Annotated in this window: 12 protein-coding genes; 7 read left to right on the forward strand and 5 right to left on the reverse strand. The window is 72.5% G+C overall.

All coding sequences use genetic code 11. From position 1 onward, the window contains the following. Nucleotides 1-134: 134 nt before the first annotated feature. The 3 genes from Q8791_RS27945 to Q8791_RS27955 all read right to left on the reverse strand — a co-directional run bounded on the left by Q8791_RS27945 (nucleotide 135) and on the right by Q8791_RS27955 (nucleotide 3930). Nucleotides 135-1466 (reverse strand): UDP-glucose dehydrogenase family protein, encoded by a 1332-nt coding sequence (locus tag Q8791_RS27945; RefSeq protein WP_330094820.1) that lies wholly within the window; start codon nucleotides 1464-1466, stop codon nucleotides 135-137. Between the two features lie 234 nt (nucleotides 1467-1700). Then, nucleotides 1701-2396: a YIP1 family protein gene (locus Q8791_RS27950; protein ID WP_330094821.1), complete on the reverse strand. Its 696-nt coding sequence runs from the start codon at nucleotides 2394-2396 to the stop codon at nucleotides 1701-1703. A 22-nt stretch (nucleotides 2397-2418) separates the two neighbouring features. Next, entirely contained in the window at nucleotides 2419-3930 is a 1512-nt protein-coding gene (locus tag Q8791_RS27955) for an LCP family protein (RefSeq protein WP_330094822.1), read from the reverse strand. Nucleotides 3931-4265: 335 nt separating this feature from the next. Between Q8791_RS27955 and Q8791_RS27960 the strand changes: the two genes are divergently transcribed. The 3 genes from Q8791_RS27960 to Q8791_RS27970 all read left to right on the forward strand — a co-directional run bounded on the left by Q8791_RS27960 (nucleotide 4266) and on the right by Q8791_RS27970 (nucleotide 6824). Next, nucleotides 4266-4505, forward strand: coding sequence for a TM2 domain-containing protein (locus tag Q8791_RS27960; protein WP_330094823.1), 240 nt, complete (start codon nucleotides 4266-4268; stop codon nucleotides 4503-4505). A gap of 137 nt (nucleotides 4506-4642) precedes the next feature. Continuing rightward, nucleotides 4643-5638: a glycosyltransferase family 2 protein gene (locus Q8791_RS27965; protein ID WP_330094824.1), complete on the forward strand. Its 996-nt coding sequence runs from the start codon at nucleotides 4643-4645 to the stop codon at nucleotides 5636-5638. A 118-nt stretch (nucleotides 5639-5756) separates the two neighbouring features. Then, nucleotides 5757-6824 carry a DUF4429 domain-containing protein gene (locus Q8791_RS27970; RefSeq protein WP_330094825.1) on the forward strand — a complete coding sequence of 356 codons (1068 nt, stop codon included), beginning with the start codon at nucleotides 5757-5759 and terminating at the stop codon, nucleotides 6822-6824. Between the two features lie 47 nt (nucleotides 6825-6871). On the opposite strand, the gene Q8791_RS27975 is transcribed toward Q8791_RS27970, so the two are convergent. Continuing rightward, a complete protein-coding gene (locus Q8791_RS27975) occupies nucleotides 6872-7654 on the reverse strand; it encodes a glycerophosphodiester phosphodiesterase (RefSeq protein ID WP_330094826.1) in 783 nt (260 codons plus the stop codon). Then, on the reverse strand, nucleotides 7651-8400 hold the full coding sequence (locus tag Q8791_RS27980; protein WP_330094827.1) for an IspD/TarI family cytidylyltransferase: 750 nt from the start codon (nucleotides 8398-8400) through the stop codon (nucleotides 7651-7653). Before Q8791_RS27980 ends, Q8791_RS27975 begins: the two co-directional genes overlap by 4 nt. A gap of 497 nt (nucleotides 8401-8897) precedes the next feature. On the opposite strand from Q8791_RS27980, the gene Q8791_RS27985 reads away from it, so the two are divergent. From Q8791_RS27985 to Q8791_RS28000, 4 genes are all read left to right on the forward strand, one after another. Next, the gene (locus Q8791_RS27985; protein ID WP_330094828.1) at nucleotides 8898-9743 is read left to right on the forward strand and encodes an ABC transporter permease; all 846 of its coding nucleotides are present in this window, start codon (nucleotides 8898-8900) and stop codon (nucleotides 9741-9743) included. Continuing rightward, nucleotides 9743-10639, forward strand: coding sequence for an ABC transporter ATP-binding protein (locus Q8791_RS27990; protein WP_330094829.1), 897 nt, complete (start codon nucleotides 9743-9745; stop codon nucleotides 10637-10639). The genes Q8791_RS27985 and Q8791_RS27990 overlap by 1 nt, the downstream gene beginning before the upstream one ends. Nucleotides 10640-10852: 213 nt before the next feature. Further along, entirely contained in the window at nucleotides 10853-11785 is a 933-nt protein-coding gene (locus tag Q8791_RS27995) for a hypothetical protein (RefSeq protein ID WP_407942065.1), read from the forward strand. Beyond that, nucleotides 11782-12525 carry a DUF5941 domain-containing protein gene (locus Q8791_RS28000; protein ID WP_330094831.1) on the forward strand — a complete coding sequence of 248 codons (744 nt, stop codon included), beginning with the start codon at nucleotides 11782-11784 and terminating at the stop codon, nucleotides 12523-12525. Before Q8791_RS27995 ends, Q8791_RS28000 begins: the two co-directional genes overlap by 4 nt. The last annotated feature ends 23 nt before the right edge of the window (nucleotides 12526-12548 follow it).

Raw genomic sequence — 12548 nt, forward strand, 5'->3', positions numbered from 1 at the left:
TCCACGTGGCGCCGCCCCGCCCGGAGCGCGCCACCGCGTCGTCGGGGCCGTCCCGGCCCGCTGCCCCGGTCCGTGCCCGGAACGCCGACGGCCGGCCCCCGGAAGGGGCCGGCCGTCGGAAACGGGCGAGGGGCCTACTGGCGGCCGAGTGCGCGGTAGGTCCACCCCGAGGCGCGCCAGAACGTGGGGTCGAGGGCGTTGCGGCCGTCGACGATCCGCTTCTGCGCCACCACGGCGGCCAGCTCATCCGGGTTGGCCTCGCGGAACTCGGTCCACTCGGTCAGCAGCAGGACCACGTCGGCGCCGCGCGCCGCCTCCAGCATGGAGTCGGCGTAGTTCAACTGCGGGTGCTCCGCGCGCGCCCGCTCCAGCGCCACCGGGTCGTACACCGTCACCTGCGCGCCCAGCGACGCGATGGTCGAGGCCACGTCCAGCGCGGGCGAGTCGCGGATGTCGTCGGAGTTGGGCTTGAACGCCGCCCCCAGGACGGTGACCGTGCGGCCGGCGAAGCTGCCGCCGATCAGCTGGCGGGCGAGGTCGATGGTGCGCGCGCGGCGACGCTGGTTGATCGCGTCCACCTCGCGCAGGAACGACAGGGCGGGCTCCACGCCCAGCTCGTCGGCCCGCGCCATGAACGCGCGGATGTCCTTGGGCAGGCAGCCGCCGCCGAAGCCCAGACCGGGGCCCAGGAACTTGCCGCCGATCCGGTCGTCGTACGACAGGGCCTCGGCCAGCTGGATCACGTCGGCGCCCGCGACCTCGGACACCTCAGCCATCGCGTTGATGAAGGAGATCTTCGTCGCCAGGAACGCGTTGGCCGACACCTTGACCAGCTCGGCGGTCTGGAGGTCGGTCACGAGGAACGGGACTCCCTCGTCGACCTGCTGCTGCCACAGGGCGCGCACGGCCTTCTCGACCCGGGGGGAGTCGGTGCCGATCACGATCCGGTTGGGGCGCAGCGTGTCCTCCACGCCGAAGCCCTCGCGCAGGAACTCGGGGCTCCACCCCAGCTCCGCCTCCTCGCCGACGGGGGCGAGCGCGGCCAGCCGCGAGGCCATCGTCGCGGCGGTGCCCACCGGGACGGTGGAGCGGCCCACGACCACGGCGGGGCGGTTCAGGTGCGGGGCGAGCTGCTCGACCGCGGCGTTGACGTAGCGCAGGTCGGCCGCGCCGGACTCGTCACGCTGGGGGGTGCCCACACAGATCAGGTGCAGGTCGGCGAACTCGGCGACCTCGCTGAACGAGGTCGTGAAGTTGAGGCGGCCGGATTTCAGGCTCTTGCCGAGGAGCTCGTCGAGGCCGGGCTCGAAGAAGGGCACCCTGCCGGAGCGGAGCATCTCGATCTTGGCCTCGTCGACGTCGAGTCCCAGAACCTCGAACCCCATCTCGGCCAGGCAGGCCGCGGTGGTGGCGCCCAGGTAACCGGTACCGATGACGGAGACGCGCATACGGTCCGCTTCGACCACTGGTTGAGTCCTTCCTCGCTTTCGTCCGCTCCTGTGCCGGTGGTTGTTCCCGTTGGAGGCGGTCAACACCCCGGTTGAGGGCAGAAAACGGACATGGTTCGGCCGACGGGGGTGCCCCGGGGGCGCGATGCATCACCTTACGCGCCGAGCTGTGGCGCATGACCGAACACCGCGTGAACAGTCAGGCGCTCAGGTTACCGGTGGGTGCGGCCCCTCGTTCACAGGGGCGGGGACTCAGCGGCGGCGCCCCCGGAAGGGTCCCGCACCACCGCCCTCGTCGTCCAGGGGGGTCCAGGTCGCGCCGGTCTCGCCCCGTCTGAAGGGGGTCGTGGTCCGGTCCGGGTCGCCGTCGAAGGCGTCGTCCGGATCGCGCGCGGGGGGCGGTTCCGGGACGGCGTCCGGAACGGTGTCCCCGACGGGACCCCGGTCGCTCCAGGGGGCCTCGTCCGGCCCGTCCTCGCGGACGGCGGCGCGGTACCGGTCCCGGCTGGTGCCGGCCACGATCCGGCCGGGGAGGGGAAGCCCGGGGTCGGCCGCCGCCCGCCACCGGAGCGGCATGGTCGCGGAGACCAGCAGCAGTGTTCCGAGCAGCAGTCCGACCGCGAGTCCCGCGCCCCCGGGGTACAGGAAGCTCTCGTCGTTCAGCCAGGACAGCGCGGGCCCCATCGAGGAGGGGTGCACGATCGGCCACAGGGACAGCGCGGCCAGCAGCGACCCCGCCGCCCCCGCCACGAGCGGCGACACCCGGGACGCGACCAGGTAGGCGCACACGCCCCCCGTCAGGCACAGCACCACCGCGGACAACACCGTCGCGACGTTCACGTCGCCGTCGGCGAGTTGCGGGAGCAGACCGGCCGACCAGGCGGCGGCGACCCACAGCACGGGGGCGAGGGCGATACCGGCGAGCAGACCGACCAGGTGGCGGAGCACGGGAGACCTTCCTTCGCGGGGATCACCCGCAGATGTTGTCCCGGGCGGTCGAGGTGGCGAGGCCGTCGTCGGCGGAGGGCTCCGCCTCGGGTTCCGGCTCGGGGGCCTCCTCGGTGTCCGGGGCGTGGAACTCGGTGTAGTTGAATCCGATCACGATCTGGAGTTCGCCGTCCAGGGTGTCGTCCTCGACGGCCTCCGAACCGGGGATCATCTCGGCCACGTACGCGGCGTCGGTGCCGTCGCCCGGCCCGTACCTGACCTCTGTCGTCGGGACGTCGCTGCTGCTCCAGTTCTCCGCGGGGTCGGTCACCTCGAACCCCGCCCCCGTCAGACCGGTGTCCACCTGCGCGCCGAGGCCGGGGGTGCCGATCCCGTTGAACACCCGGACCCGGATGTCGTCGGGGGCCGGGCGGCCGCCCTCCTCGGGCGAGGGCTCCTCCTCGGGCTCCGTGATCGGCCGGTCGGCGCGGACGTCGGCGAACAGCTCCCGAGAGGCCGGCTCGTCCCACAGCAGGGCGACGTCGCCGCGCGGCGTCCAGTGGTTCATGTCGGCGATGGGGATCTGGGTGAAGGTGACGGAGCCCATGTCCAGGTTGCGCATCTGGTAGGCGAGCTCGTTGATCGTGCTGGTGTCCAGGCCGGAGTCCACCGTCACCGACGACAGGGCGCTGTCCAGGAACGCGGTCAGTTTCGCGGGGTCGGACAGGGTCTCGCTGCTGAGCGCCTGGTCGAGCATCGCGGACAGCACCTGCTGCTGGCGGTCGATCCGGTCCAGGTCGCCGCGCGCGGTGGCGCGCGTGCGGGCGAACGCCAGGGCCTCGGTCCCGTCCACCCGGTGCGTGCCCGCCGCCATGTCCAGGTGGGCCTTGGGGTCGTCGACGGGCTCGGGCAGGCACACCCGGATGCCGTCCAGGGCGTCGACCACGTCGACGAAGCCGGTGAAGTCCACCTCGACGTAGTGGTCGACCCGCACGTCCGTGACCGACTCGACGGTCCGGACGGCCAGCTGGGGTCCGCCGTAGGCGTAGGCGGCGTTGATCTTGTCCTCCCCCTCGCCGGGGATGTCCACCCACAGGTCGCGGGGGATGCCGACGACGGTCACGCGGTCGCGCTCGTGGTTGAGCCGCACCAGCATCATGCTGTCGGAGCGCTGGCCGGGGGTGGAGCCCACGCTCAGCTCGTTCCGGTCCTCCTGGTTGACCGCCTCGCGGCTGTCGGAGCCGATCACCAGGAAGGTCAGGCCGCCCGTCTGCTCCGGGCGGTCGCCGTCGGACAGGCCGGAGAACACGTCGAACCGGTTGAGGGAGCCGGACATCCACCCGGTGAGCGCCCACGAGGTACCCGAGGCGAACAGCACCAGCACGGAGAGGACGCCCATCAGCAGCAGGCCGGTGCGGCGCCGCCGCGCGGCCCGGCTGGGCACCGTCACACGTCCGGACCGGGGGGACCGGCGGCTCTCGGGCGGGAGCGGCTGGGAACGCTCTCGCCGGAAGCCGTCCCCCGGCCCCTGCGTTCCCGAGCTGTCGTCGCTCATCGGCTTCCCCGTCCCCACCCGACCAACGGTGTCCTTATCCCTAGGTTGTCACCCGATCCGCCGAAGGGCGCGGGATGTCAACGCTCGGCGTGTTGTCCTCCGCTTTGGGTGAGACGCCGCCGATGCCACCGGGGTTCCGCCGGGTACCGGAGCCATGCTGAGGCGTATCCGGTATCACTGTGTGACCGAAATCCATGGTCATGGCCCGACTTACGCGTAAAAATGATCGCTCCCGGTACGCGCACGACGAACCCCCGGTCCAGGGGAGTTCCGTACGGCCTACCCGCCGCGGATCGATCCGACCGCCTTTCCTCTCCCCATCCCGGAGCGCAACCATGTACCAGCAGCCCCAGTACGAAGCCGTGTCCCCGAAGAGCTGGGTCGTCACGCTCCTGCTCAGCCTCCTCACCGGGGGCCTCGGAGGCCACCGCTTCTACGTCGGCAAGATCGGCACCGGCATCCTCATGCTGCTGACCTGCGGCGGTCTCGGTGTCTGGGCGATCATCGACCTGATCGTGGTCATCATGGGCAACTTCAAGGACTCCGACGGCCTGCCCGTCAAGAACCAGGCCTGAGCCTCGCGGCGACCCGGCCCGGCGGCGATCCCGCCGGGCGCACGGGGCCGTCCGGGCCGTACGGGTGCAGTACCGTTGACGCGCGTGAGGGAAGCCCCCACGCAGTCCCCGACACGTCTTGACCTTGGGAAGTGCCCGTGTCCTGGCCGCCTGTCTCCGTCGTCATGCCCGTACTCAACGAAGAACGCCACCTCGCCGCCGCGGTGGAGCACGTCCTCGCCCAGGAGTACCCGGGCGAACTGGAGGTCGTGCTCGGCGTGGGCCCCTCCTCCGACCGCACCCGCGAGGTCGCCGACGGGCTCGCCGCCGCGGACCCGCGTGTCAAGGTGGTCGACAACCCCACCGGCAAGACCCCGGCCGGCCTCAACGCCGCCATCGGCGCCTCCTCGCACGACATCGTCGCCCGCATCGACGGGCACGCCATGATGCCCTCCGACTACCTCCGGGTGGCCGTCGAGACCCTGCGTGAGACCGGCGCCGACAACGTCGGCGGGATCATGGCGGCCGAGGGCACCACCCCGTGGGAGAAGGCCGTCGCGGCCGCCATGACCTCCAAGATCGGCGTCGGCAACGCGCGCTTCCACACCGGAGGCGAGGGCGGCCCGGCCGACACCGTCTACCTGGGCGTCTTCCGGCGTTCGGCCCTGGAACGGGTCGGCGGCTACGACGAGGCCTTCCTGCGCGCCCAGGACTGGGAGATGAACCACCGCATCCGCACCACGGGCGGCACCGTGTGGTTCCAGCCGCGCATGACGGTCTCCTACCGCCCGCGCCGCAACGTGCGGCTGCTCGCCAAGCAGTACTTCCACTACGGCCGCTGGCGGAGGGTGGTCGCCCGCCAGCACAAGGGCACCATCAACCTGCGCTACCTGGCGCCGCCGGTCGCCCTGGTCGGCGTGGTCGCTGGCCTGGTCGGCGGGTTCGTGTTCTGGCCGCTGTTCCTGGTTCCCGCCGCCTACCTGGCGCTGGTCACCGCCGCGTCCGTGCCGCTCGGCCGGGGTCTGCCCGCCGCCGGCCTGCCGCTGATCCCGCTCGCCCTGGCCACCATGCACATGTCGTGGGGCGCCGGCTTCCTCACCAGCCCGCCCGGACTCGGCTCGGACTCGCGCACCGCGCAGGGCGCCAGCGCCTGACGTTCCTGTGCCGGTCAGGTCACCCGGCCCCGGCGCACGGCCGGATCCGGCCAGGGGCCGCCCTCGCGGAGGGCGGCCCCCTCTGTTAGTCAGGGGACAGTGACACGGAGGGGAACCCATGGACGAGTTGCGCGGAGACCAGGCCGAGTGGCGGTTCGACGGAGAGTCGATCGCGATCACCTACGAGACGAAGGGCTGGTTCAAGAGCCCCCTCCTCAAACTCCTCGGAGGCCTGGACGTGCCGGTCGCCGCGGTGGAGGGGGTGGACTTCCGCCCCGGGGCGGCGCGCAAGGGCGGCTGGGTCATGAACCTGCGGCTGAGGGAGCGCATGGACCCCTACGCCGCGGTCGGCGCGATGCTCGACGACAGGGCCCAGCCCTTCCGGCTGACCGGGCCCGCGTCGACGGAACTGGTCGCCGAGTACCTGGTCGACCAGATGCGGTTCGCCGCGGAGCAGGCCGGGCCGCCCGACGGTGCGACCCCGACCGGGCTCGTCCCGCCGCTGCCCCTGCACGTCCGGACCTTCGAGGGCACCGCCCACCTGGACTCCGACCGCCTGTCGCTGATGTGGGGCGGGGAGGCGAGCGGTTACAAGAAGAAGCAGAAGCGCCGCGAGTACGACCTGGCCGACATCACCGGCGTGGAGTGGTCGCCCCTCGACGACTGGGGCCGGGGCTTCGTCCGGATCCGCACCTCCCCGGGCGCGGAGGAGGCCGGGGCCAAACCCAGGAACGACCTCGACGTGCTGAGGGCGGGCGAGGACGGCAACGAGATCCACCAGGTGTTCCTCCTCGCCGCCACCGTCACCGCACACGTGTGGGCCGGGGCAGCGGCCGACCGGCTCGCGCTCGGATCCGGGCAGGCCGCGGACGGCCGCCGACAGCCGTCGGACGGCCAGGCCTGGTGGAGGGGCACCGCCAGGGGCGCGCTGGACGCCGTCCGCCGCCCCGGGTCCCCCCTGAGCCTCCTCGTCGGCGGGAACGCCGGGGACGGCCCGGACGGGGCCGAGGACGCGCCGGCAGGGGCGGGGGAGCGGCGGACGGCCGCGACCGGCTCGGAGGCCGGCCCCGCCGACACCGCGTGGATCTTCGAGCAGATCGAACGCCTCGGGGAGCTGCACGCCAAGGGGATCCTCACCGACGAGGAGTTCGCCGCGAAGAAGGCGGAACTCCTCGGGCGGATCTGACCCGGCGGCGCGGCCCGCCCGGCGGATCCCGCCGGGCGCCCGCCCGCTCAGGGCCTCGCGCCGCCCCCGGCCCCCAGCGCCTTGAGGGCGGAGACCGCGCCCGGCACGTCGTCCACCACGACCGCGTCCATCCCCGCCTCCGCGAACCGGGCGGCGTCCACCGGGTCCGGGCACCAGGAGACCACCTCGAGCCCCGCCCGGTGCGCCAGGTCCACGGTGTACCGCACCGGCCGGCGCCCCGGACGGGGCGCGTCCCCGGTCAGCCCGAACGAGCGGGCGTCCACGGCCACGATCGGGCACCCCAGGCCCGCGGCGCCCGCCACCGCCTGGTCCAGGGGGTTGCGCACGAACGGCATCCACGCCGTCGGCACCCCCGGTGCCCCTTCGTGCACGGACACCAGGACACCGGGATCGAACGAGCAGACGAACACACGGCGACGTTTCGCCTCGCGGCGCAGGTACGGGAGCAGCAGGGACGCCGTCCGCCGTGACGGAGCGTCGACGGCGTCCTCCATGACCGACTTGACGTCCACGTCGAGGCCGACCCCGGCCGGGATCGCCGCCAGGCCCTCGTCCAGACCGGTCAGCCCCGCCCCGGCGCACTCCTCGGCGGTCAGGTCCACGATCGCCCGGCCGTCGTCCAAGGCGGCGTTGTGGTGGAGCACCAGGGCGTCGTCGGCGGTGCGGCGCACGTCGATCTCGACCCAGTGCGCCCCCGCCGCGACGGCCGCCGCGTACGACTCCGCCGAGTTCTCCCGGGCGCCGTCCACCACGCCGCGCCCCGCGCCGCGGTGCCCGATGACCTCGGTCGCCTCGAAGACCCGGCTCACGCGTCCACCTCCGCCAGGACGGCGCGGGCACGCGCCCGGCGCAGCAGCGTCTCGGCGACCTCCACGTCCCCCGGGTTCGTCACCTTGATGTTCGTCTCCTCGCCGGGCACGATCCGCACCTCCTCCTCGGGCAGGTAGCGCAGCACCACCCCGCAGTCGTCCGTGGCGACCAGGCCGGGGTCGGCCATCGCCAGGGCGTAGGCGCGGCGGAGCACACCCAGCCGGAACCCCTGCGGGGTCTGCATGCGGCGCAGTTCCGCGCGCGGGGGCACCTGGGCGACGGCCTCGCCGCCGGTCCGTCCGGGGGCCACCCTGACCACCGTGTCGCCGCTGGGAACCGCCACCCCGACGGCGCCCGCCTCGCCCAGAGCCGACACGCACGCGCCGATCGTCGCGGGCCGTACGAGCGGCCGGGCGGCGTCGTGCAGCAGGGCCAGGTCGGTGTCGGCGGCGCCCTCCATCGCGGACAGGGCGGCGTACGAGGTGTCGGTGCGGGTCTCCCCGCCGGGGAGCACCGCGGTGACCTTCGAGAACCCGGCCGAGGAGACGATGTCCTCCACCCGCTCCACGTACTCGCGCACCATGAGGACGACGACCTCGTCCACCTCCGGGCACGCCTCGAACGCGGCGATCGAGTGCTCGATGATGGGCCGCCCCTCCAGGGGCAGCAGCTGTTTGGGGGAGGGGGCGCCCATGCGGGCGCCGACCCCTCCGGCCAGAACCGCCGCGATCACACGCGGGCGCATGGCCCCACCTCTTCCGTCCACGGCTCGTGGCCGTTCCCTCGGCCGCACTCGCCGCGGCACTCGTCACAGGGCCTGTCCGGGCCGCCGGCGCCCGCGGGAGCGGAGGGCCGTCGGCCTCCCGATGCCCCGCGCGAACAGGACGCGCGCCCGGTTGTACCCCATAAGGGACATGATTTCCGCCCTCCGGCTGAGGCTAGCGGACGGTCCCGGAGACACGGGGGGTGACGGCGCGCGCCGCGCGATCGCGGCGGGCTGGTTGGCGCGGCCCGTCGTTCGCAGCGGTAACCTATGGACGCCTGTATGGCGTGCCCGGTCCAGACCTCCTCAGACGCGGTGGGAACCGGGCGCGGTCCGTGACATCCCCCGGTCGCCCGGACACGCTCCCCCGTTTCCGGTCACCCCCGGCTCGGGGTGGACCGCGCGTGTCGACCGGTGCGCACAGGCGAGACACGAACACGCCTGTCCGGCACCTCGTTGACCGGACGAGAAAACAACCCTTGGAGGTGGCGGTGGCGTCAAGGGCGCTGGCCGTCTGGGAGCACCGGAAGGTCGTCGGCCTCCTGGTCCGGCGCGACCTGAAGGTCAAGTACCAGCAGTCCGTACTGGGGTACGCGTGGACGATGTTGGAGCCCCTGGCTCTGACGATGGTCTACTTCTTCGTCTTCGGCGTCATCCTCAACGCTGATCGCGGCATGCCCGAGGAGGCGCAGGCCTACGGCGGCTTCGTGCTGTTCCTCGTGGCCGGGATCCTGCCGTGGACCACCTTCGGCGCGATCCTCAGCGAGGCTCCGCGGGCGATGCTCACGCACTCCAAGCTGATCACCACGATGAAGGTGCCCCGGGAGATCTTCCCGATGGCCACGGTGGGCACGAAGTTCGTCGAGTACCTCCTCACCTGGCCGGTCCTGCTGGTCTTCGTCTTCGCACTGGGCGGTCACTTCACCGCCATGGGCCTGCTTGTCTGGCTGCCGCTCGCGGTGCTGCTGACGTTCATGTTCGGCCTCGGTGTGACCCTGTTCCTGTCCTCGGTGAACGTGCTGCTGCGCGACGTGGAGCGCCTCGTGCGCATCCTCACGCGCCTGCTGTTCTACGGATCGGCGATCCTGTTCCCGGCGTCCATGGTGCTCGGCTCCGGCATCCCGGAGTGGGTGAAGACCCTGTACCAGCTCAACCCGCTGATGGGCATCTTCCAGATGCACCGCGCCGTATGGTTCCCTGAGTTCGCGGAACTAACGCCGAGCGCACTCGCGTTGACCTCTTCGGTGGTCGGTTCGGTCCTGATGCTCATCATCGGATACTGGACGTTCCGCCGCCTGGAGATGTCCGTCCTGAAGGAGTTGTGATGGCGCAGACCGACTACGGCGCCGGGCTGACCAGCGGGCCGGTCATCGAGGCCAAGGGGCTCGGTGTCCGCTTCGCCGTGAACCGCCGCCGCAAGCGCAGCCTGCGGGAGATGTTCATCCACGGCACCAAGCGCGACCCCAACGCCGAGGGTGACGAGTTCTGGCCGCTGCGCGACGTCTCGTTCGAGATCAACCGGGGCGAGTGCGTCGGCATCGTCGGCAAGAACGGCACCGGCAAGTCCACGCTGCTCAAGCTCATCGCCGGGGTTCTCATGCCCGACGAGGGCCAGGTGCAGGTCCACGGCAAGGTGGCGCCGCTCCTGGAGCTGCGGGCGGGGTTCAACGACAACCTGACCGGACGCGAGAACGTGTACCTGGTCGGGTCCCTGCACGGGATGACCGAGAAGCAGATCGACGAGCGCTTCGACGAGATCGTCGACTTCGCCGAGATCAAGTCGAAGTTCATCGACACCCCGGTGCGCCACTACTCCAGCGGTATGAAGGTGCGCCTCGGGTTCGCGCTGATCTCCCAGCTGGAGCACCCGATCATGCTGGTGGACGAGGTCCTCGCGGTCGGTGACAAGGCCTTCAAGCGCAAGTGCTACGAGGCCATCGACCGGATGCTGGCCAACCAGCGCACGATGGTGCTCGTCTCGCACAGCGAGAGGGACCTGCGCCGGTTCTGCAACCGCGGCCTGTACGTCAAGGGCGGCGGGCTCGCCCTGGACACCGACATCGACGCCGCACTGGCCGCGTACGACGAGGACACCAAGGCGGAGATCGAGGAGCGCAAGAAGCGCGACGCCGCCAAGAAGAAGCGCGCGGAGCAGGCCGAGCAGAAGATCGACGAGGAGAAGCGCGAGGACGGCGGGGGCGACGGCGGCCCGGCCGCCTGAGCCGCTCCACGCGGACCGGCCCCGGCCGCCGTCCCCCGCGACCCCGTGGTGCGCACCGCCGGTGTCTTCCGGCGGTGCGCACTTTTCCTTGTCCGTCCGCAGGCCCGCGCGGGGTTCCGCCCCCGGGCCCACCGGACACAAGGTGCGTGTCAGTGTTTGATTGACTACACACCGTAAGTAACCGTGTCTCTCACCAAGTGTGAGAGGGCACCCATGGTCTACGGCACGGTGGCGCGGTCGACCGCGCGGATGTTGGAACGCAGGCGCGTCACCCGGGCCGGGGTGACCCGGATCAGTGTCCTGGGGGCCGTCGGCGGCGCGGTCTGGTTCTCCCGGGCCGACATGGTCGGAGGCCTGGCCGGATCGGCGTTCCTGGCCTCCGTGCTGTTCTGCGACGCCGTGCGCGTGCGCATGCGGGCCGACCGCAGGGACGCCCTCACCCGGTGGCTCGCGGCGATGCTGTCGCAGTTGCGGGAGTACGTCGTCTACCTCGGACTGGCGGTCGGCGCCGTCCTCGCCGACCTCGGCGGAGCGTGGGGATGGGCGGCGGGCGCGCTCGTCGCGCTCGCGCTGCGGGACTCGCTCCTGGTGGCCCACGCGGCCCCGCTCGGCTCCTTCCCAGGGCAGAACATGAAAAGCGCCCCGCCGCCCTCTCAGGAACGCACTGGGAGCCTCCTGGGCGGCCTGGTGCCCCGCCGCCCCGTCCGTGATCCGCGCGACAGCGATCCCGCGCTGACCGGCCGGCTGCTCGGGGCCTCCGCCCCGGGGGACGGGAAGGCCCCCCGGCGCGGACCCGGTGCGAACGTGGCCTCCGCCGCGGGGGCCGGGGGCGCGGCCCCCGCCGGGGTCCGCGCCGACGGTGCCCCGCCCGGACCGCGCGAGGCCGGACCCGACAGGGACCGGCCCGCCGCCGGGTCGGGGCCGCACCGCGCGCCCGGCGCCGCCCGCACCCCCGGGGCGGCCCCGGCCCTGCCCGCCCTGGCCCGGCGCCTCATGGTCTTCTCCCAGCCGACGCGGTTCCTGGTGATCGCGGTGACCGCCACGCTCTGGGACGCCCGGGTCGCCTTCGTCACCCTCATCGTCGGCTGCACGATCGCGGTCACCGGAGAACTCGTCGACCCCACCGCGCGCGAGGTGCGCCGGTGAGCGCGAACGGGTACGGCGGGACCCGGCCGCACCCGAGGGAACAGAGAGTCGCCACCACCCCGGACCTGCGATTCCTTCGTGATGACGGTCACACGGCGGTCCTGTTCGGCCGGATCGTGCAGGGCGCCGTGCCTCCCCTGCTGCCCGCGCTCACCGGGGCGCTGGTCGTCGGGACGCTCCTCGCGGCAGAGCGAGGACAGTTGGCAGGCATTACCCTGTTCGCACCGGTCGCTGCCCTGCTACTGTCCGGACTGGCCTCGGGCCACCCCCACGACGGACGTTTCGACTGGCTCGTACCACCCGTCCTCCGTGCCACCGAGTACACCTTCCTGGCGGTGCTGGGACTGGCGTCCGGCGTACCAGGTCCCCTGGTGTTCGTACTCTTGGTGGCAGTCGTCTGCCACCACCGCGACGACGCGGCACGCCCCGCGGTCGGCATGGCCAGACCGGAGTGGGTGCGCGGCGCGGCTCTCGGGTGGGACGGCCGCATGCTCGTCGTCGCCGTCGGGGGCGCGCTCCACGCGCTCACCCCCGCCTACGGCATACTCGCCGGATACCTGGCGGTGCTGCTCGTACGGGAGGCCGTGCGCACCTGGAGTGCGACACCGGTGACCGACGTGCGCGCCAGGACCACCGCTACCCCCGGCGGTGGTGACACGGACCCTGGAGATCCCCGGATCTCCCGACCTGGCCACGGAGACGGGGGCCAACCGGCCGCCGGAACGAACGGGGAGGCGTGACAGCCTCCTCGACACAAGGAGGA

Source organism: Nocardiopsis codii (genome assembly GCF_036327455.1).
GTDB lineage: Bacteria > Actinomycetota > Actinomycetes > Streptosporangiales > Streptosporangiaceae > Nocardiopsis > Nocardiopsis codii.